Origin of the sequence: Micromonospora sp. WMMD708, from assembly GCF_049315245.1 — a bacterium.
Taxonomy (GTDB): Bacteria; Actinomycetota; Actinomycetes; order Mycobacteriales; family Micromonosporaceae; genus Micromonospora; species Micromonospora wenchangensis.
On sequence record NZ_CP186060.1, the window covers coordinates 4,082,944 to 4,103,380 of the forward strand.

At 69.4% G+C, this 20,437-nt stretch carries 14 protein-coding genes and 3 rRNA genes; 2 read left to right on the forward strand and 15 right to left on the reverse strand.

Annotated features, from left to right (window positions below; translation table 11 throughout):
* The 8 genes from ACN260_RS18060 to ACN260_RS18095 all read right to left on the reverse strand — a co-directional run bounded on the left by ACN260_RS18060 (position 1) and on the right by ACN260_RS18095 (position 7,939).
* Positions 1 to 867, reverse strand: coding sequence for a hypothetical protein (locus ACN260_RS18060; RefSeq protein ID WP_204962036.1), 867 nt, complete (start codon positions 865 to 867; stop codon positions 1 to 3).
* A 58-nt stretch (positions 868 to 925) separates the two neighbouring features.
* Positions 926 to 1,861 carry a copper transporter gene (locus ACN260_RS18065; RefSeq protein WP_422752237.1) on the reverse strand — a complete coding sequence of 312 codons (936 nt, stop codon included), beginning with the start codon at positions 1,859 to 1,861 and terminating at the stop codon, positions 926 to 928.
* A 27-nt stretch (positions 1,862 to 1,888) separates the two neighbouring features.
* Complete coding sequence (steA, locus tag ACN260_RS18070) at positions 1,889 to 3,067, reverse strand: putative cytokinetic ring protein SteA (protein ID WP_422752238.1); 1,179 nt, start codon at positions 3,065 to 3,067, stop codon at positions 1,889 to 1,891.
* A gap of 119 nt (positions 3,068 to 3,186) precedes the next feature.
* Positions 3,187 to 4,944 (reverse strand): DNA repair protein RecN, encoded by a 1,758-nt coding sequence (recN, locus tag ACN260_RS18075; RefSeq protein ID WP_422752239.1) that lies wholly within the window; start codon positions 4,942 to 4,944, stop codon positions 3,187 to 3,189.
* Between the two features lie 137 nt (positions 4,945 to 5,081).
* The gene (locus tag ACN260_RS18080) at positions 5,082 to 5,966 is read right to left on the reverse strand and encodes an NAD kinase (protein ID WP_204928604.1); all 885 of its coding nucleotides are present in this window, start codon (positions 5,964 to 5,966) and stop codon (positions 5,082 to 5,084) included.
* Positions 5,967 to 6,075: 109 nt separating this feature from the next.
* Positions 6,076 to 6,921: a TlyA family RNA methyltransferase gene (locus tag ACN260_RS18085; protein WP_422752240.1), complete on the reverse strand. Its 846-nt coding sequence runs from the start codon at positions 6,919 to 6,921 to the stop codon at positions 6,076 to 6,078.
* Positions 6,922 to 6,939: 18 nt separating this feature from the next.
* Positions 6,940 to 7,209: a hypothetical protein gene (locus ACN260_RS18090; RefSeq protein WP_422752241.1), complete on the reverse strand. Its 270-nt coding sequence runs from the start codon at positions 7,207 to 7,209 to the stop codon at positions 6,940 to 6,942.
* A 22-nt stretch (positions 7,210 to 7,231) separates the two neighbouring features.
* The gene (locus ACN260_RS18095; protein WP_422752242.1) at positions 7,232 to 7,939 is read right to left on the reverse strand and encodes a phasin family protein; all 708 of its coding nucleotides are present in this window, start codon (positions 7,937 to 7,939) and stop codon (positions 7,232 to 7,234) included.
* Between the two features lie 112 nt (positions 7,940 to 8,051).
* Here ACN260_RS18095 and ACN260_RS18100 point away from each other — a divergent pair, with 112 nt between their 5' ends.
* A complete protein-coding gene (locus ACN260_RS18100) occupies positions 8,052 to 8,387 on the forward strand; it encodes an SCP2 sterol-binding domain-containing protein (RefSeq protein WP_204962042.1) in 336 nt (111 codons plus the stop codon).
* A gap of 71 nt (positions 8,388 to 8,458) precedes the next feature.
* On the opposite strand, the gene ACN260_RS18105 is transcribed toward ACN260_RS18100, so the two are convergent.
* The 7 genes from ACN260_RS18105 to tyrS form a co-directional block, all read right to left on the reverse strand.
* Complete coding sequence (locus ACN260_RS18105; protein WP_422752243.1) at positions 8,459 to 9,478, reverse strand: HAD-IIA family hydrolase; 1,020 nt, start codon at positions 9,476 to 9,478, stop codon at positions 8,459 to 8,461.
* The gene (locus ACN260_RS18110) at positions 9,475 to 10,584 is read right to left on the reverse strand and encodes a hypothetical protein (RefSeq protein WP_422752244.1); all 1,110 of its coding nucleotides are present in this window, start codon (positions 10,582 to 10,584) and stop codon (positions 9,475 to 9,477) included. Before ACN260_RS18110 ends, ACN260_RS18105 begins: the two co-directional genes overlap by 4 nt.
* Positions 10,518 to 12,101 (reverse strand): hypothetical protein, encoded by a 1,584-nt coding sequence (locus ACN260_RS18115; RefSeq protein WP_422752245.1) that lies wholly within the window; start codon positions 12,099 to 12,101, stop codon positions 10,518 to 10,520. The genes ACN260_RS18110 and ACN260_RS18115 overlap by 67 nt, the downstream gene beginning before the upstream one ends.
* A gap of 308 nt (positions 12,102 to 12,409) precedes the next feature.
* Positions 12,410 to 12,526, reverse strand: a 5S ribosomal RNA gene (gene rrf / locus ACN260_RS18120).
* A 97-nt stretch (positions 12,527 to 12,623) separates the two neighbouring features.
* Positions 12,624 to 15,732: ribosomal RNA gene (locus tag ACN260_RS18125) — 23S ribosomal RNA — on the reverse strand.
* A 392-nt stretch (positions 15,733 to 16,124) separates the two neighbouring features.
* A 16S ribosomal RNA gene (locus tag ACN260_RS18130) occupies positions 16,125 to 17,639 on the reverse strand.
* Together the 16S, 23S and 5S rRNA genes form the textbook arrangement of a ribosomal RNA operon.
* A gap of 925 nt (positions 17,640 to 18,564) precedes the next feature.
* Positions 18,565 to 19,851 carry a tyrosine--tRNA ligase gene (gene tyrS, locus ACN260_RS18135; RefSeq protein ID WP_422756742.1) on the reverse strand — a complete coding sequence of 429 codons (1,287 nt, stop codon included), beginning with the start codon at positions 19,849 to 19,851 and terminating at the stop codon, positions 18,565 to 18,567.
* A 116-nt stretch (positions 19,852 to 19,967) separates the two neighbouring features.
* Here tyrS and ACN260_RS18140 point away from each other — a divergent pair, with 116 nt between their 5' ends.
* Complete coding sequence (locus ACN260_RS18140) at positions 19,968 to 20,342, forward strand: PaaI family thioesterase (RefSeq protein WP_422756743.1); 375 nt, start codon at positions 19,968 to 19,970, stop codon at positions 20,340 to 20,342.
* Positions 20,343 to 20,437 lie beyond the last annotated feature (95 nt).

Consider the following 20,437-nt stretch of genomic DNA (forward strand, 5'->3'; position numbering starts at 1 on the left):
TCAGTCGGATCGCCGGCCCAGCGCGTCGAGTTCCCGCAGCACCGGGGTGCGCTGGATGACCGCCGTGAAGCTGACCTTCTCGCTGGCCGCGGTGAGCCCGGCGAGGACCGCGAGCAGACCGGCCCGGCCGAGCGGGCCGGTGCGGGCGGCCAGGGCCACCCCCAGCAGCGCGCCGAGCGCGTTGGCCCCGCTGTCGCCGATCATCACCCGCTCGCCGAGGTCCTCGTCGAGCAGCCCGGCGGCGGCGCCGACCGCACCGGCGGCGATACCGGCGTGCGGGCCACCGGCCAGCGGCACACCGAGCAGCACCCCCGACTTCAACGCCCGGCCGGGGCGCAGGTCCAGCAGGTTGAGCAGGTTGGCGGTGCCGGCGACCACCCCCGCGCCGAGCAGCACGTCGGCGGTGCGGCCGAGCGCGCCGTGGCGCTGCCGGCGGGGGTGCGCGGCGACCTTCGGGTCGGCGGCGAGCAGCACGGCCGCGGCGAGCCCGGCCGCACCCACCCCGGCGACCTTGACCATGCCGGCGGTGACCCGACCGGCCCGCAGGGCGGCGAGGTGACCGGCGAAACCCTTGGCGGCCTTCTGCTCCGGACGGGCACCGACCACGTCGTCGTAGAGGCCGACCGCGCCTGCGCCGAGACCCGCGACGAGCACCGCCGCGCCGGCCGGGACACTGGCCGCGCCGAGCGCCCCCGCGCCGGACGCCCCGACGGCCAGCGCCGGCCCGGCGGCGAGGCTGACGGTACGGCCCCGGAAGTTGGTGCGTTCCAGCGCCGGCCCCGCCGGAGAGGTACGGGCCTCCCGCAGCGCGTACCGGGCGGCAGCGGCACCGGCGGCGGCGGCGAGCAGCCGCCCGATCCCGCTCATGCGGCACCGCCGGACGGGGCGGACGGGTGGTAACCGGTCACCGGGGTACGTGGTTCGTTCACTGGGGCAGTCTAGGCACCAACGTGGCGTTGTCGCCGACGCCGTACTGACCCGTCCGCTTCTCGGTGAGCTGTTGCACCAGGGCCAGGCTGGTGACCAGCTGCCCCTGCACGGTGTTGGCGTTGTCGACGGTGGAGATGGTCTGGGCGAGCACCGGGTCGCCACGGACCACGGCCACCAGGTTGCCGCCGGCGGAACCGTTGCCGCCGACGACGATCGCGCCGGTCCGGTCGAACTGCTCGGCGATCTTCACCACCGACTCGTCCTTCTTCGCCGAGTCCTTGTCGACGTACGGCTGCCCGCTGACCACCACCACGGCCTCGGCCGGGCCGGTGACCTTCTCCTCGCTGGTCAGGTAGCCGGCGTTGACGTACGCGGCCAGTACCGCCCGCCGGTCGGCTTCGGTCACCGCGGGGGTGCCCTGCGACCGGTCGAGCAGGACGCTGGCCAGCAGGGCGCTGGAGGTCTCCACGCCGTTGCCGTTGCCGGGCAGCGCCGATGCGGGGGCGGTGGGCCGGGCGGCGGTGACGGCCAACTCCATCAGGCTGGTGTTGTTGTCCGGGTTGACGAACTTGTCCTGGATGTCGACCCGGCCGGTCACGGTGGCCCCGGCGGTCTGGAGCATCTTCAGCACACCCTCGGTGTGCTCCCGCCCGGTGGGCAGGCTGAGCACCATGACCCGCTTGCCGGTCAACTTGCCCGGGAGGATGATCTGCGCCATCTCGGCGGCGAAGTCCTCCTCCATGTCCAGTTCCTTCTGCAGGCTGTTGACCGACTGCCGCATCTGCTGGTTGTCCTTGCGCAGCGAGTTGACGGTCTCCTTGAGCGAGTCGGCGACCGGCCCGTTGAGGGCGGCCGTGCCGACCACCAGGCCGATCGCCAACGCCAGGAAGACCGCGGTCAGGGACACCACGTGGTACCGGAAGTTGATCACGCTTGCAGCCTCTTGATCGATCGGGAGCTAGAAGAGCTGGCCGAGCTGGAACACGAAATTGTCCCACCACTCGGAGACCACACCCAAATACGCCTTGCCGACGGTGGAGACCGCCACGGCCGACGCCATCGCGGCGATCGCCGACAGGACCAGCAACAGCAGCGACGACCCGGAGATGCTCTGCCGGTACAGCCGGCTCACCCCCTTGGCGTCGACCAGCTTCCCGCCGACCTTCAGCCGGGTGAGGAACGTCGAGGCCATCCCCCCGCGCCCCTTGTCCAGGAACTCCACGAGCGTGGCGTGGGTACCCACCGCGACCAGCAGCGAGGCGCCCTTCTCGTCGGCCAGCAGCATCGCCAGGTCCTCGCTGGTCGCCGCCGCCGGGAAGGTGATCGCCGGCACCCCCAGCCCGTTGACCCGGGCCAGACCCGGTGCCCGGCCGTCCGGGTAGGCGTGCACGATCACCTCGGCGCCGCACCGCAACACGTCGTCGGTGACCGAATCCATGTCCCCGATGATCATGTCGGGGGTGTACCCCGCCTCGACCAGCGCGTCGGCCCCGCCGTCCACGCCGATCAGCACCGGCTTGAACTCCCGGATGTACGGGCGCAGCACATCCAGGTCGGCCTTGTAGTCGTAACCCCGGACCACGATCAGGCAGTGCCGCCCCTGCACCGGGGTCTGGATCTCGGGAACACCCACCCCGTCGAGCAGCAGGTCCCGCTCCTGACGCAGGTAGTCCATCGTGTTGGCGGCGAACGCCTCCAACTGCACCGACAGGCCCTCCCGGGCGTCGGACATCGCCTTGGCGACCGTCTCGGCATCCTGGAGGTCACCGTGCGCGACCGGCTCGTCGCCCAGGAAGACGGTGTTGCCCTCGATCCGGACCGTGTCACCCTCCCGGATCCGCTCGAACACCCCCTCGCCGAGGTCGTCGAGCAGCACGATGCCGGCACCGACCAGCACCTCCGGACCGAGGTTCGGGTACCGGCCCGACACCGACGGCTTGGCGTTGAGCACCGCCGCGACACCGACCGCGACCAGCGAATCGGCCGCCACCCGGTCCAGATCGACGTGGTCGATCACCGCGATGTCGCCGGGGCGGAGCCGGCCGACCAGCCGCTTCGTACGGCGATCCAGACGTGCGGTGCCGAGAACTGAGTCCGGTTCCGCGTTCCGGGCCCGGCGCAACGTGGGTAGACGCATCGTGACCATCCTGGCATGGGAGGCAGGCATTTTCGTCGCGACATGCCTGAGCAGGGCCGCCTACCCAGGGAAGCACACCAGAGCGCAGGCCGGTGTGCCTCCGCTCACAATCGTTGCCCTCAGGGCCGCCTTTCCTTCGCCGCGACGGCCAGCAGCTCCTCGGCATGGGCGATACCCAGATCCGAATCCGGCAAACCCGCGAGCATCCGCGCCAGCTCCCGGGCCCGCTCGGTGTCCTCCACCACCCGCACCCCGCTGGTCGTCACCGCACCCCCGGTGTCCTTCGCCACCACCAGGTGCCGGTCGGCGAACGCCGCCACCTGCGGCAGGTGCGTCACCACCAACACCTGGTGACTGCGCGCCAACCGGGCCAACCGCCGACCGATCTCCACCGCCGCCTGCCCACCCACACCCGCGTCGACCTCGTCGAACACCAGCGTCGGCGGACCACCCGAACCGGCGAACACCACCTCGATGGCGAGCATCACCCGCGACAGCTCACCCCCGGAGGCACCCCGCTGCAACGGCAACGACGGCGCACCCGGATGCGCCAGCAACCGCAACTCCACCTCGTCGGCGCCGTCCGGGCCGACCCCGCACTCGACCCCGTTGACCGGTAACGTCGGCTCGGACCGCCCGGCCGGCCGGGGCAGCACCGCCACCTCGATCCGCGCGTGCGGCATCGCCAGACCCGCCAACTCCACCGTCACCTGCTCGGCGAACCGCACCGCCGCCTCCTGCCGGGACACCGACAGCCGCCCGGCCAACTCGGCCACCTCACCGGCCAGCCGCTGCGCCTCCCGGTCCAACTCGTCGAGCAGCTCGTCGGAGGTGTCCAGGTCGGACAACCGGGTCCGGGCCCGCTCCGCCCACGCGATCACCCCGTCGACGTCGTCGGCGTACTTGCGCGTCAACGCCCGCAACGCGGCCCGCCGCTCGTAGATCGTCTGCAACCGGGCCGGGTCGGCGTCCAACGCCGCAAGATACGTCGACAGCTCCGCCGAGACGTCCGCCACCAGGGTGGCCGCCTCCTCCAACCGGCCGGCCAGCTCGCCCAGCGCCGGATCGGTGCCGGCCTGCGCCTCCAGGGTCCGACGGGCCGTGCCCAGCAACGCCGTCGCGTCCGGCGTGTCGTCGGCCGCCTCCACCCCGCCGGCCACGCACAGATGCGCCAACTGCGCCGCCGTCCGCAACCCCTCGGCGTGCTCCAGCCGCTGCACCTCGGCCTTCAACTCGTCGTCCTCACCGGGCTGCGGATCGACCCGGGTGATCTCGTCGAGGCCCAACCGCAGCAGATCGGCCTCCTGGTGCCGGGCACGGGCGTTGCTGCGCCGGTCGGCCAGGTCGTCGACCACCTGCCGCCACCGCCCGTACGCCTCCCGCAGCGCGTCGACCAGCTTCTCGTGCCCCGGCCCGGCGAACCGGTCCAGCGCCGCCCGCTGCTCGGCCGGCCGCAGCAGCCGCAGCTGGTCGGACTGGCCGTGCACCGCCACCACCTGCTCGCCGACCTCACCGAGCATCGACACCGGCATGCTCCGGCCGCCCAGGTGCGCCCGGGACCGCCCCTCCACCGTCACCGTCCGGCTCATCAGCAGCGAACCGTCGTCGTCGGGTCCGCCACCGGCGTCCACGATCCGGGCGTGCACCACGTCGGCCACCCGGCCGGCGAGCCGCAACCGCCCCTCGACCGTCGCCCGCCCCGGCGCGGCCCGCACCCGACCCGCGTCGGCCCGGCCGCCGAACAGCAGGCCGAGACCGGTCACCACCATCGTCTTGCCGGCACCGGTCTCACCGGTGATGACGTTCATCCCGCCGGCCAGCGGCAGGGTGGTGTCCTCGATGACGCCCAGTCCGGTGATCCGCAGCTCTTCCAGCACAGCACCCGACAGTAGACGCGTGCTGCGACAGTTGACCAGCCGGCACGGGGCACCGCACCGGCAGGAAATCCTCCACCGGCGCAGCGCCGCTGGTGGACGGCCCCGCAGGTGACCACGGACACCCGCACCGGCCCCGATCAGCGGCGGCTACCGCGCCAACCCTGCACCGGCAGATCGAACTTCGCCACCAGCCGGTCGGTGAACGGCCGGTCCCGCAACCGCACCACCCGCACCGGCAGCGCACCCCGACGCACCGTCACCGTCGCCCCCGGCGGCAGGTCGTAGACCCGCCGGCCGTCACAACACAGCACCGCCAGCGTGGTGAACGGATCGACCGTGATGACGAACGTCGACGTCGGCGCGGTCACCAGCGGCCGGCTGAACAGCGCGTGCGCGCTGATCGGCACCAGCAGCAGCGCCTCCACCTCCGGCCAGACCACCGGCCCCCCACCGGAGAACGCGTACGCCGTCGACCCCGTCGGCGTGGCGCACACCACACCGTCGCAGCCGTACCGGGACAGCGGGCGACCGTCCACGTCGACCAGCAACTCCAGCATCTGGGCGCGCTCGCCCTTCTCGACGCTGATCTCGTTGAGCGCCCACGACTCGATCGTCGGGCCACCCTCGAACTCGGCCGTGACGTCGAGGGTGAGCCGTTCGTCCACCGTGTAGTTGCGCCCCACCACGTCCCGCACCGCCGTGTCGAGATCGTCGATCTCGGCCTCGGCCAGGAACCCCACCTTGCCCAGGTTGATCCCGAGCAGCGGCACCTTCGCCGGCCGGGCCAGCTCCGCCGCCCGCAGGAACGTGCCGTCCCCGCCGAGCGCGAAGACGATCTCGGCACCCTCCGCCGCCTGGAGACCGTCCACCGGCACCACCCCGGGCAGGTCGAGATCATCGGCCTCCTCGGCCACCACCCGCACCTCGAAACCGGCCGCGATCAGGTCGGCGGCGACCGCCCGCGCGTGCTCGGTGCTGCGCCGCCGCCCGGTGTGCGTCACCAGCAGGGCCGTCCGGCTCACCGGTGCCACCGCCCACGCCGCGCCCGGCCAGCCCCACCATCGTCGAGGTCCACCGGACCCGCCTCCCGTCCGCCCTCGCGGGACACCGTCCCGACGCCACCGACCACGCTCACCCTGCCACCTTCCCCGACACCGGGTCCGGCCCGGGGCCGTTCGGGCCGGCGTCCACCACGGCGCGCACCCGCCCCGGATCGGCCGGCGGCGCGTCCCGGCGCAACCACACGAAGAACTCCACGTTGCCGCTGGGCCCCGGCAGCGGACTGGCCGCCACGCCCGCCAGCCCGAGCCCGAGCCCGGCCGCCGTCGCCGCCACGTCCAGCACCGCCTCGGCCCGCAGCGCCGGATCACGCACCACCCCGCCCGCGCCGACCCGCTCCTTGCCCACCTCGAACTGCGGCTTGACCATCAGCGCCAGGTCCCCGTCGGTACGGGTGCAGCCCGCCAGCGCGGGCAGCACCAACCGCAGCGAGATGAACGACAGGTCCGCCACGGTCAGGTCCACCGCCCCACCGATCACCTCCGGGGTCAGCGTCCGCACGTTGGTCCGGTCCATCGCCCGTACCCGGTCGTCGGTCCGCAGCGACCAGGCGAGCTGCCCGTAGCCGACGTCCACCGCGACCACCTCGGCCGCGTCGGCGCGCAACAGCACGTCGGTGAACCCCCCGGTCGACGCCCCGGCGTCCAGGCACCGCCGGCCCGCCACCCGCAACCCACCGGGACCGAACGCGGCCAGCGCACCGGCCAGCTTGTGCCCACCCCGGGAGACGTACTCCTCGATCGGGTCCGCCCCGGTCACCAGCAGCGGATCGGCCGGGTCGACCATCGCGGCGGCCTTACGCGCGGGCACTCCGCGCAACTGGACCCGACCGGCCTCGATCAACGCACCGGCCTGCTCCCGGGACCGGGCCAGGCCGCGACGGACGAGTTCGGCGTCGAGCCGGGTACGACGTGCCATGGGGGTGGTTCTCTCCGGTCAGGTCTGATCGATGGTGGCGAGGGTTTCCCGCAACGTCTGGTACGCCGCCTCGTACTGCGCGATCTGGTCGGCCGGGGACAGGCCCTCGGCGTTGGCCATCGCCCGCACGGCGGCGTCCACGGCCGGATGCCGGACGTCGTCGACATCGTCGTCGTGCCCGACGGCCGGCGAGAGGCCGGACCGGCCGACCGGCGGCGGACCGGGCCGGGCGGCCGGCGGACCCGGCCGGCCGGCGGGTGGCGGGCCGGGGCGGAACGGACCGGTCACGAACGGCTCCCCGCGGGACGGCTCACCCGGCACCACCGGGGCCGTCGTGGCCGGGGGTCACCTTCCCGGGGCGGGGAGCACCCCTGTCGGCTCCGGTCGACCCGGCGGCCGGCGGGACCGCGTCCGCCGCCGGCCCGGCCTTCTTCGCCGCCGCCTTCTTCGCCACCGTCTTCGGGGCCGTCGTCGCCACCGTCGTCGGGGTCACCGCCTTCTTCGCCACAGCCTTCCTGGCGACGGCCTTCTTCGCCACGACCCCGGTCGGCGGTCGGGTGGTCCCGGCCGCCGCGTCGGCCACCGTCGCGGGCGCAGGCCCGGCCACCGCCGCGGTCCCGGCCTCCATCCCCGCGTCACCGACCGTACCGGCACCACCGGTCGGCGGTACGGTCGTATCCGGTGCCGCGTCACCGACCGGTGACCCGCCCGGTACGCCCTTCGCCTCACGGAGCTGCCGTTCCAGCTCGTGCACCCGGCGGGTCAGCTCGGCGACCTCGTCGGCCGTCGCCAGCCCCACCGCACCGAGCGCCCGGTCGACCTCGAAGCGGACCAGCTTGGTCAACGCCTCCCGGTTCGCCGCGCCGGTGGCGAGAAGTTCCTCGGCGAGCGCCTGCAACCCGACGGCCGTCGCGCCGCCCGTGCCGGCCAACCGCCGGGCGGCGTCCTGGGCCCTCTTCCGGGGCGCCTCCGTCAGGCCCAGGGCCAGCTCCAGGTAGGCGCGCCACGCGTCCTGCATGACTCAAGTCCTTCCGCGGGGGCAGTGTGCGGCCCTCACGCTACCGGGCGCCCCGGGCCGCCCCTTGCGGTACGGTGCCGGAAAACGGCGTGGCGGGTACGAAGGAGACGATGTGGCAAGCGTGGACGAGTGCCGACAGGCCCTGCGGGATCTTGCCGACCGGTTGGACCGGCACGCCGAGGCGTCCAGCAAGATCGATCTGGATCGGACCCTGGCCTGCCGGATCACCGACCTGGAGACCGCGTTCCACGGCCGGATCGAAGGCGGCCGGCTGGTCGATCTCGCCGACGGCGACGACCCGAAGGCGAAGATCGCCCTGGTCACCTCCAGTGACGACCTGGTCGCCCTGGTGCGCGGCCAACTCGACGTCACCAAGGCGGTCGCCGCCCGCCGGGTCTCCATCAAGGCCAGCCCGTTCGACCTGCTGAAACTACGCAAGCTGCTCTGAGCGGCACCCGGCGACGAGCGGGCCGGCACCGATCTCCGGTGCCGGCCCGCTGCGCGTCTGCTGGTGCGCCGTCAGATGGCCAGGCCGAACCCGGCCAACGCCTGCTCCGCCTCCGGCGAGGCCGGGCGGACGGCCGCTCCGGTGCCCGCCTCCCAGGCGACCGCGCACAGCACGGCCACCGCGTCCAACGGCCGGCCGGCACCGCGCAACTCCACCGCACCGTCCACCACCGCCGCCGACCATCCACCAACCTGCGGCGCACCGGGGACCCGGACCACCGCCGTCGGATCGAAGAGCCCGGCCAGGTCCGCCGCCACGTGGGTCGGCCGCCGCTGCTCGGGGGCACCCAACAGCTCGGGTACGTCGCTGACGCCGGTGAGCACCAGCAGGCTGTCCAGCCCGGCCCGGCGGGCACCCTCGATGTCGGTGTCCAGCCGGTCACCGACCACCAACGTCCGGCCGGTGCCGGCCCGCCGGGCGGCCGTGGTGAACAGCGCCGGCTCGGGCTTGCCGACGACCACGTCGGGCGCCCGGTCCAGGGCGTGCCGCAGGGCGGCCACCAGCGACCCGTTGCCGGGTAGCGGGCCCCGTCCACTCGGCAGCGTCCGGTCCGTGTTGGTGGCCACCCAGGTCGCCCCGGCCCGGATCGCCACCGACGCCTCGGCCAGGTCCACCCAGCCGACCTGCGGGCCGTACCCCTGCACGACGGCGACCGGCGCGGCGTCGGCGCGGTCGACGGGGGTGAGCCCGACGGCGCCGATCTCGGCACGCAGCGCCTCGGCACCGACGACGAGCACCGCCGCCCCGGCCGGCAGCCGGTCCCGCAGCAGCTCCGCGGCGGCGGCGGCCGAGGTGAGCACCTCCGCCGGATCAGCCGGTACGCCGATGCCGGTGAGCAGGTCGGCGACCTCGCTGGAGCGCCGCGAGGCGTTGTTCGTGGCGAACGCCACCGACCGGCCCTCGGCCCGCAGCGCGCCGAGGGCCTCGACCGCGCCGGGGATCGGCCGGTCGATCAGGTAGATCACTCCGTCCAGGTCGAAGACGACCAGGGTGTACCCGTCGATCAGCCGGTCCCCGGCGACTGCGGTCATCGCTGGTCCGCCACCGCGCCGTCGACCGGCCGCTGCCCTCCCGGGGCGGTCGCCTCGTCGACGCCGCCGGCCGGGGAGGCGACGGTGCCGGGCCGGTCGTCCGCAGCCGCACCCGCGACGTCCTCGCCGTCCCGTGCGATGCCGGTGGGCAGGTCGTCACCGGCACGGTCGTCCCGGTCAGCGGCGCGGGCATCCTCGGCGGCATCCCGTCCGGCCTCGACGGCGTCCGGCCGAGTCAGCGCGGCGTCCTCGTCCTCGTCGTCACGGTCGTCGTGGCTGTCGCGGGCCTCGCCGTCTACGTCGTCACCGGCGACGTCGTCGTCTCCGAAGTCGTCGTCCTCGTCACGGTCGTCGGCGGCCGGCCGCGCCCCGGCGTCCGGGTCGGTCGACTGCGCGCCGGTGCCGGCGGGCTCCTCGACCGGCTCGTCGTCCTCGTCGTCGCCCTCGATCACCACGCCGTCGAGTTCCAGCAGCCGCTCCGGCGCGTCGGTCTCCCCGTCGGTGTCCACGTCGGCGGCCCGCGAGAACCACTCCCGGGCCTCCTCACGGCGGTCCACCGCGAGCAGCGCGTCGGCGTACGCGTACCGCAGCCGCGCGGTCCACGGCTCAGCCACGTCGGTGGTCAGCTCCGGAACCTGGAGCATCGCCACCGCCGCGTCCTTCTGCCCCAGGTCACCCCGGGCACCTGCGGCGACGATCAGCAGTTCGACCGCGACGGCCTTGTCGAGCTTGTCGTTGTCGGCTCCCCGGAACAGGTCGATCGCCCGCTCCGGCCGCCCCAGCGCCCGCTCGCAGTCGGCCAGCACGGCCAGGTGGCTCTGCAACCCGGTCATCCGGTGGTACGTGCGCAGCTCGGCGATCGCCGTCTGCCACTCCCCCGCGTGGTACGCGGCCAGGCCGACCGCCTCACGTACGGCGGAGATCCGGGCGGCCAGCCGCCGGGCCGCCATCGCGTGGGCCAACGCCTCCGCCGGGTCCTCGTCGATCAGCTGACCGGTGGCCACCAGGTGCCGGGCAACGGTCTCCGCCACCGGCTTGTTCAGCGACAACAGCTCCGCACGGACGGCCGTGTCGAGGTCACTCGCGGAGATCTCGTCCGGCAGCACCGGCGCGACCGCCCGGCCGTCGGTCTCGTCCCGACGCTCCCGGTCGGGGCCGAACCCGCCCTCCCGGCGGCGGTCGTCCCCCCGCTGGTCGTCCCGGCGCGGCCGGTCGTGACCGCCGCGCTCGCCGCCCCGGAAACCACCTTCACGGCGGTCACCGCCGCGCGAGTCGTCGCCTCGGAAGCCACCCTCACGGCGGTCGCCGCCCCGGAAGCCGCCCTCACGCGAATCACCGTCGCGACGGAAACCACCGGGCCGGGAGTCACCGTCACGCGGACCCGACCGGAAACCACCCTCACGACGATCCCCACCCCGGAAACCACCCTCACGGGAGTCTCCCCCACGGAAACCGCCTTCCCGACGATCGCCGCCGAAGCCACCAGGCCGACGGTCGCCGCCCCGGAAGCCGCCTTCGCGGGAGTCGCCACCGCGGAAGCCACCCTCACGCGGGCCTGACCGGAAACCACCACGGTCACCACGCGAATCGCCGCCCCGGAAGCCACCCTCACGACGGTCCCCACCCCGGAAACCACCCTCACGCGAATCACCGTCGCGGCGGAAACCACCGGGGCGCGAGTCACCGTCACGCGGACCCGACCGGAAACCACCCTCACGGCGGTCACCGCCGCGCGAGTCGTCGCCTCGGAAACCACCCTCACGGCGGTCGCCACCACGGAAGCCGCCCTCACGGGAGTCACCGTCGCGGCGGAAACCACCGGGCCGGGAGTCACCCTCACGCGGACCCGACCGGAAACCACCCTCACGACGATCCCCACCCCGGAAACCACCCTCACGGGAGTCGCCACCGCGGAAGCCACCCTCACGCGGGCCTGACCGGAAACCACCACGGTCACCACGCGAATCGTCGCCTCGGAAGCCGCCCTCACGGCGGTCGCCACCCCGGAAACCACCCTCACGCGAATCACCGTCGCGACGGAAACCACCGGGGCGGGAGTCACCGTCACGCGGACCCGACCGGAAACCACCCTCACGACGGTCAGCACCTCGGAAACCACCCTCACGGCGGTCGCCACCACGGAAGCCGCCTTCGCGGGAGTCACCGTCGCGGCGGAAACCACCGGGCCGGGAGTCACCGTCACGCGGACCGGACCGGAAACCGCCCTCACGGCGGTCGCCGCCGCGCGAGTCGTCGCCTCGGAAGCCACCCTCACGACGGTCACCGCCCCGGAAGCCGCCTTCGCGGGAGTCGCCACCGCGGAAGCCACCCTCACGCGGGCCTGACCGGAAACCACCACGGTCACCACGCGAATCGTCACGACGGTCCCCACCCCGGAAACCACCCTCACGCGAATCACCGTCACGGCGGAATCCACCGGGGCGCGAGTCACCGTCACGCGGACCCGACCGGAAACCACCCTCACGACGATCCCCGCCGAAGCCACCCTCACGGCGATCGCCGCTGCGGAAACCGCCGTTTCGGGGCGCGTCACCGTCGCGGCGGAAACCACCATCGCGGCGGTCGCCACCCCGGAAACCACCCTCACGCGAATCACCGTCACGGCGGAATCCACCGGGGCGGGACTCACCGGTACGCGGGGCCGACCGGAAACCGCCCTCGCGTCGATCGCCGCCCCGGGGTCCGCCCCGCGAGGCACCACGGTCGTCGCGGTCGCCACGGTACGACGGACGGTCGTCCCGGCGGGGGCCGGCGTCCCGCCCCTGGTGACGGTCGGAGCGGTCTTCGTATCGCGGACGGTCTCCGCCCTGCGGTCCTGAACTCACAGGTACATCCTTCCTGATTGCGCCACCTACGGCGCGACGCAGTCGAGGGCCGACCCGGATGGGGCGGCCCTCGACTGGAAAGGTTGTCCGGCGGTGTCCTACTCTCCCACACCCTCCCGAGTGCAGTACCATCGGCGCTGGAGGGCTTAGCTTCCGGGTTCGGAATGTTGCCGGGCGTTTCCCCTCCGCCATGACCGCCGTAACACTATGAACATATCAAACAACACACACACCCAGGCTCACACCGGGGGGTTGTTCGATGTTTGTTCAGAGTTACACAGTGGACGCGTAGCAGCCTTGTTATCAAGTCCTCGGCCTATTAGTACCGGTCAACTCAACCCGTTACCGAGCTTACATTTCCGGCCTATCAACCCAGTCGTCTAGCTGGGGGCCTTACCCCCACAAAGTGGGGTGGGATACCTCATCTTGAAGCAGGCTTCCCGCTTAGATGCTTTCAGCGGTTATCCCTTCCGAACGTAGCTAACCAGCCGTGCCCCTGGCGGGACAACTGGCACACCAGAGGTTCGTCCGTCCCGGTCCTCTCGTACTAGGGACAGCCCTTCTCAAGTATCCTACGCGCACGGCGGATAGGGACCGAACTGTCTCACGACGTTCTAAACCCAGCTCGCGTACCGCTTTAATGGGCGAACAGCCCAACCCTTGGGACCTGCTACAGCCCCAGGATGCGACGAGCCGACATCGAGGTGCCAAACCATCCCGTCGATATGGACTCTTGGGGAAGATCAGCCTGTTATCCCCGGGGTACCTTTTATCCGTTGAGCGACACCGCTTCCACACGCAAGTGCCGGATCACTAGTCCCGACTTTCGTCCCTGCTCGACCTGTCAGTCTCACAGTCAAGCTCCCTTGTGCACTTGCACTCAACACCTGATTGCCAACCAGGCTGAGGGAACCTTTGGGCGCCTCCGTTACCCTTTAGGAGGCAACCGCCCCAGTTAAACTACCCACCAGACACTGTCCCTGAACCGGATAACGGTCCGAAGTTAGATACCCAAATCAACCAGAGTGGTATTTCAAGATTGCCTCCACCCATACTGGCGTACAGGTTTCACCGGCTCCCACCTATCCTACACAAGTCCATTCAGATACCAATGTCAAGCTATAGTAAAGGTCCCGGGGTCTTTCCGTCCTGCCGCGCGTAACGAGCATCTTTACTCGTACTGCAATTTCGCCGGGCCTGTGGTTGAGACAGTGGGGAAGTCGTTACGCCATTCGTGCAGGTCGGAACTTACCCGACAAGGAATTTCGCTACCTTAGGATGGTTATAGTTACCACCGCCGTTTACTGGCGCTTAAGTTCTCCGCTTCGCCCCGAAGAGCTAACAGGTCCCCTTAACGTTCCAGCACCGGGCAGGCGTCAGTCCATATACATCGAATTACTTCTTCGCATGGACCTGTGTTTTTAGTAAACAGTCGCTTCCCCCTGCTCTCTGCGGCCATACAACGCTCCACCCGCACGGGGCTTCACGTCTCCGGCCCCCCTTCTCCCTAAGTTACGGGGGCAATTTGCCGAGTTCCTTAACCACAGTTCGCCCGATCGCCTCGGTATTCTCTACCTGACCACCTGTGTCGGTTTGGGGTACGGGCCGCTCGAAACTCGCTAGAGGCTTTTCTCGGCAGCATAGGATCACTGACTTCACCTGAATCGGCTCGGCATCACGTCTCAGCCCTGTGTACCGCGGATTTGCCTACGGCACGGCCTACACGCTTACCCCGGCACAACCACCGGCCGGGATCAGCTACCTTCCTGCGTCACCCCATCGCTTGACTACTACCCGCCAGGTTCCCACGCTCCCCAACATCCGTCCGAAGACATCAGCCAGCTCGGGTGGTTAGCACAACGAGGTTCATCACGGGCGCTCCTTCGCGGGTACGGGAATATCAACCCGTTGTCCATCGACTACGCCTCTCGGCCTCGCCTTAGGTCCCGACTCACCCAGGGCGGATTAGCCTGGCCCTGGAACCCTTGGTCATCCGGCGGAAGGGTTTCTCACCCTTCTTTCGCTACTCATGCCTGCATTCTCACTCGTGCCGCGTCCACAACTAGGTCACCCCGCTGCTTCACCCCCGGCACGACGCTCCCCTACCCATCCACACACCTGCACGCACCATCAAGGGCACGCGAAGTTAAAATGTGAATGCCACAGCTTCGGCGGTGTGCTTGAGCCCCGCTACATTGTCGGCGCGGAACCACTTGACCAGTGAGCTATTACGCACTCTTTAAAGGGTGGCTGCTTCTAAGCCAACCTCCTGGTTGTCTATGCGACCCCACATCCTTTTCCACTTAGCACACGCTTAGGGGCCTTAGCTGGTGATCTGGGCTGTTTCCCTCTCGACTACGAAGCTTATCCCCCGCAGTCTCACTGCCGCGCTCTCACTTACCGGCATTCGGAGTTTGGCTGATTTCGGTAAGCTTGTAGGCCCCCTAGACCATCCAGTGCTCTACCTCCGGCAAGAAACACACGACGCTGCACCTAAATGCATTTCGGGGAGAACCAGCTATCACGGAGTTTGATTGGCCTTTCACCCCTAACCACAGATCATCCCCCAACTTTTCAACGTTGGTGGGTTCGGCCCTCCACGCGGTCTTACCCGCGCTTCAGCCTGCCCATGGCTAGATCACTCCGCTTCGGGTCTAGAACATGCGACTCAAACGCCCTCTTCAGACTCGCTTTCGCTACGGCTCCCCCACACGGGTTAACCTCGCCACATGCCACTAACTCGCAGGCTCATTCTTCAAAAGGCACGCCGTCACCCCGCAAGGCTCCGACGGATTGTAGGCGAACGGTTTCAGGTACTATTTCACTCCCCTCCCGGGGTACTTTTCACCATTCCCTCACGGTACTCGTCCGCTATCGGTCACCAGGAAGTATTTAGGCTTACCAGGTGGTCCTGGCAGATTCACGGCAGATTACAGGAGTCCGCCGCTACTCGGGAACACCCACAGAAGATCAGCAACTTTCACCTACCGGACTCTCACCGACTACGGTTGGCTTTTCCACACCATTCGGCTAGCCACTGACTTTATAACTCCTCGAGTGCATGTCAGTACACTCAGCAGGGTCCCACAACCCCGACCACGCAACCCCTGACAGGTATCACACGCAACCGGTTTAGCCTCAATCCGCTTTCGCTCGCCACTACTCACGGAATCACTATTTGTTTTCTCTTCCTACGGGTACTGAGATGTTTCACTTCCCCGCGTTCCCCCCACACACCCTATGTGTTCAGGTGTGGGTGACACCACATGACTGGTGCCAGGTTTCCCCATTCGGACACCCTGGGATCACAGCTCGGTTGACAGCTCCCCCAGGCCTATCGCGGCCTCCCACGTCCTTCATCGGCTCCTGGTGCCAAGGCATCCACCGTTCGCCCTTGACAACTTGACCACAAAGATGCTCGCGTCCACTGTGTAATTCTCAACAAACAACCAACCCACAACCCCACAGCCCCACACCAGCAACCCCACCCCACCCACAGGCAGAACAGAATCCGGTATGCGAGACCAGGCCATGCCTGGCAACCTCCAGCAGGCTCCCGCCCACCACAAGGCACTGAAACAACAACCCACAGGTTGTTCCTTCAGGACCCAACAGGGTGCTCACATCCACCACCAGCCGCACCAGGTTCTCGTTCCCACCACCCCGAAGAGCAGCTGTACTAGAGGAACCAGGCCGTTGCCGGCACCAGACTTGCCAGTGTCTCCGCCATCCGAGCACCCCGACCCGACATCCGCGGGCCGCGGGCTCCATACCACCTTTCGGTGGATGGTGCTCCTTAGAAAGGAGGTGATCCAGCCGCACCTTCCGGTACGGCTACCTTGTTACGACTTCGTCCCAATCGCCAGCCCCACCTTCGACGGCTCCCTCCACAAGGGTTGGGCCACCGGCTTCGGGTGTTGCCGACTTTCGTGACGTGACGGGCGGTGTGTACAAGGCCCGGGAACGTATTCACCGCAGCGTTGCTGATCTGCGATTACTAGCGACTCCGACTTCACGGGGTCGAGTTGCAGACCCCGATCCGAACTGAGACCGGCTTTTTGGGATTCGCTCCACCTCACGGCATCGCAACCCATTGTACCGGCCATTGTAGCATGCGTGAAGCCCTGGACATAAGGGGCATGATGACTTGACGTCATCCCCACCTTCCTCCGAGTTGACCCCGGCAGTCTTCGATGAGTCCCCGCCATAACGCGCTGGCAACATCGAACGAGGGTTGCGCTCGTTGCGGGACTTAACCCAACATCTCACGACACGAGCTGACGACAGCCATGCACCACCTGTGACCGCCCCCGAAGGACCTCCCATCTCTGGAAGTTTTGCGGCCATGTCAAACCCAGGTAAGGTTCTTCGCGTTGCATCGAATTAATCCGCATGCTCCGCCGCTTGTGCGGGCCCCCGTCAATTCCTTTGAGTTTTAGCCTTGCGGCCGTACTCCCCAGGCGGGGCGCTTAATGCGTTAGCTGCGGCACAGAGAACCGGAGAGGCCCCCCACACCTAGCGCCCAACGTTTACAGCGTGGACTACCAGGGTATCTAATCCTGTTCGCTCCCCACGCTTTCGCTCCTCAGCGTCAGTATCGGCCCAGAGACCCGCCTTCGCCACCGGTGTTCCTCCTGATATCTGCGCATTTCACCGCTACACCAGGAATTCCAGTCTCCCCTACCGAACTCTAGCCTGCCCGTATCGACCGCAGGCTTGGGGTTGAGCCCCAAGTTTTCACGGTCGACGCGACAAGCCGCCTACGAGCTCTTTACGCCCAATAAATCCGGACAACGCTCGCACCCTACGTCTTACCGCGGCTGCTGGCACGTAGTTGGCCGGTGCTTCTTCTGCAGGTACCGTCACTTACGCTTCGTCCCTGCTGAAAGAGGTTTACAACCCGAAGGCCGTCATCCCTCACGCGGCGTCGCTGCATCAGGCTTCCGCCCATTGTGCAATATTCCCCACTGCTGCCTCCCGTAGGAGTCTGGGCCGTGTCTCAGTCCCAGTGTGGCCGGTCGCCCTCTCAGGCCGGCTACCCGTCGTCGCCTTGGTAGGCCATCACCCCACCAACAAGCTGATAGGCCGCGAGCCCATCCCAGGCCGAAAAACTTTCCACCAAACCCCATGCGGAGCAAGGTCATATCCGGTATTAGCCCCCGTTTCCGAGGGTTATCCCAAAGCCTAGGGCAGGTTACTCACGTGTTACTCACCCGTTCGCCGCTCGAGTACCCCGAAGGGCCTTTCCGCTCGACTTGCATGTGTTAAGCACGCCGCCAGCGTTCGTCCTGAGCCAGGATCAAACTCTCCAACAAAAACCTGTCGAACAGCAATCCCGACAACAAACAAATGTTGCCAAAGGAATCCGAAACCAGACAGACCAAAAGCCTGCCCAGCCCGGGGTATAAAACAATTGGCACTGGCTTTACAAGCACCCTGTTGAGTTCTCAAAGAACAACCACACACCACCCGGAAGCCCCGCAACCGCAGAACCCCCGACCTGGGGCATCTCGTTCACCGCACCCCACGCTCCCGCGCTGGGCACTTTTACTACGTTACCCGATGGTATCCGCCATGTCAAACCGCTCTGTAGCGATCCGCACCACTTCCACCACATTTTCCACACACCACGAAAACACCCGGCTCACACCGGAAGCCCTCGCGATTTCCGCCAGGCCGGCCGGTGCGGTCTCCCGCACGCTCGCCCGGTTCCCTGCCGGCGTCACACACTACCCGGTCGGTTTCGCCTCACCAAATCGACCCCCCAGGCCGATCCGGGCACCGCCCGGCCCGTACTCCGCGAAGGACAACCCCGCGAAGCCGGTACCTCACACCGCGCTCCGGCCTTCGAGGCATTCGCCCCGGTTCGTCCGTTCCGCGCTGGCAGAGAGAAAGTTACGCGTCCGCCGAGTTGATCGTCAAATCCGGCGGACGCGTCGCACGTCACACTGCTGCACACCGGCCCACCCGACGCGCAGGACCACCCGTCGAGCGGGGCCATCCGTCGGAGGCCGTCCTCGCCGGGCCACCCACCGGGGGACGGACGGGACCGGCCGAGAACGGCGGGGACGGGGTCGCGCCGCCGGCCGACGACGGTCGGCACAGCGGTCCGACGCCGACCGTCCCCGGGCGAGGGCCATCCACCCAGGGATGATCCTCGGCGGACGGCCCCGCCCGGGATGGTCGGCAACAGCGCCCCGACCCGTGTGAACAGCCCTCCACGCGCCGGGGCCGACCGGGTCAGGGGCGCAGCTCGACCCCGGCGAAGGAGCGCTTGCCCCGGCGTAGCACCAGGTAGCGACCGTGCAGCAGGTCGGCCGGGTCGACGGTGGCGTCGACGTCGGTGACCCGGGTGTTGTTCACGTACGCGCCGCCCTCGGTGATCACCCGGCGGGCCTCCTTGAGCCCGCCGACCAGCCCCGAGTCGCGCAGCAGCCCGGCCACGTCGGGCAGCTCGCCGGTGAGCTGCACCAGGCCGGCCTCGGTCAGCGCGGCGCGCAGCGTCTCCGGGGCCAACTCGTCGAGCGACCCCCGGCCGAAGAGCGCCTGGCTGGCGGCGACGGCCTGCCGGGTCTCCTCCGCACCGTGGACCAGCGTGGTGAGTTCCTCGGCGAGGGCCCGTTGGGCGCCGCGGGCGGCCGGCCGTTCCGCCGTCTCCTTCTCCAGCGCCTCCAGCTCCTCACGGGAGCGGAAGCTGAAGTAGCGCAGGTAGCGGGTGACGTCCCGGTCGTCGGCGTTGACCCAGAACTGGTAGAAGGCGTACGGGCTGGTCATCTCCGGGTCGAGCCAGACCGCGCCGCCCTCGGTCTTGCCGAACTTGGTGCCGTCGGAGCGGGTGACCAGTGGGGTGGTGAAGGCCTGCACCGGGCCGGCCCCCCGGCGGCGGACGTAGTCGACGCCGGCGGTGATGTTGCCCCACTGGTCGGAGCCGCCGTACTGGAGCTGGCAGCCGTGCCGGCGGTGCAGCTCGAAGAAGTCGTTGGCCTGCAGGAGCTGGTAGCTGAACTCGGTGAAGCTGATGCCGGTCTCCAGCCGGGCCCGCACCACCTCGCGGGCGAGCATCTTGTTGACCGGGAAGTGCTTGCCGACGTCCCGGAGGAACTCGACCACCGACATCTCGCCGGTCCACTCCAGGTTGTTGACCAGTTGCGCCGCGTTCCGCCCGGTGTACGACACGAACGGCGCGAGCTGGTCGCGGATGCGCTGCACCCAGCCGGCCACCACCTCGGGCGGGTTGAGGGTGCGCTCGGCGCTCTCCTTCGGGTCGCCGATCTGGCCGGTGGCGCCGCCCACCAGCAGCAGCGGCCGGTGTCCGGCGAGTTGGAGCCGGCGGGCGGTGGTGACCTGCATCAGGTGGCCGACGTGCAGGCTGGGCGCGGTCGGGTCGAAGCCCACGTAGAAGGTGGCCGCCCCGCCGTCGAGCAGTTCGCGCAGCTCGTCGGGGCCGGTGGAGTCCTGGATCAGGCCGCGCCACCGCAGGTCTTCGGTCAGGGAGTCCCGCCCGTGCGGGAGGTTGCTGTCGGTCACGGTCACCGATTCTCCCCCATTGCCGACCTGGGGCCGTACCGGGTTTGCCGCCGGCCGGCGCGGCTAGGCTGGCCGGGCCGGTGCGACGAGGAGGAACAGCCGTGGAGATCCCGGAGATGACGGAAGGCCTGGTCGGTCTGCTGGGGCTGAGTTTCGACGAGGCCAGCGGGGACCGGGTGGTCATCCGCTGGAAGGTGCGGCCCGAGCTGCACCAGCCGGCCGGCATCCTGCACGGCGGGGTCTACTGCGCCGTGGTGGAGACGGTCGGCAGTGTGGGCGGCACGCTCTGGCTGGGCGACCGGGGCAGCGTGGTCGGGGTCTCCAACCAGACGGACTTCCTGCGCGCGGTCCGCGAGGGCGAGCTGGTGGCCGTGGGCAGCCCGGTGCACCGGGGACGCAGCCAGCAGCTCTGGCAGGTGGAGATCACCGACGCGGAGGGACGCCTGGTGTCGCGGGGTCAGGTGCGGTTGCAGAACCTCAGCCGGGACTGACCCGCCGGACGGGAGCGGCGAGCCTGTCCGGTTCGCCCGGTACGAGGGGCACTGCGCCGATATCGTCGCCTCGATGACCGCCGCCGATCCCGTCC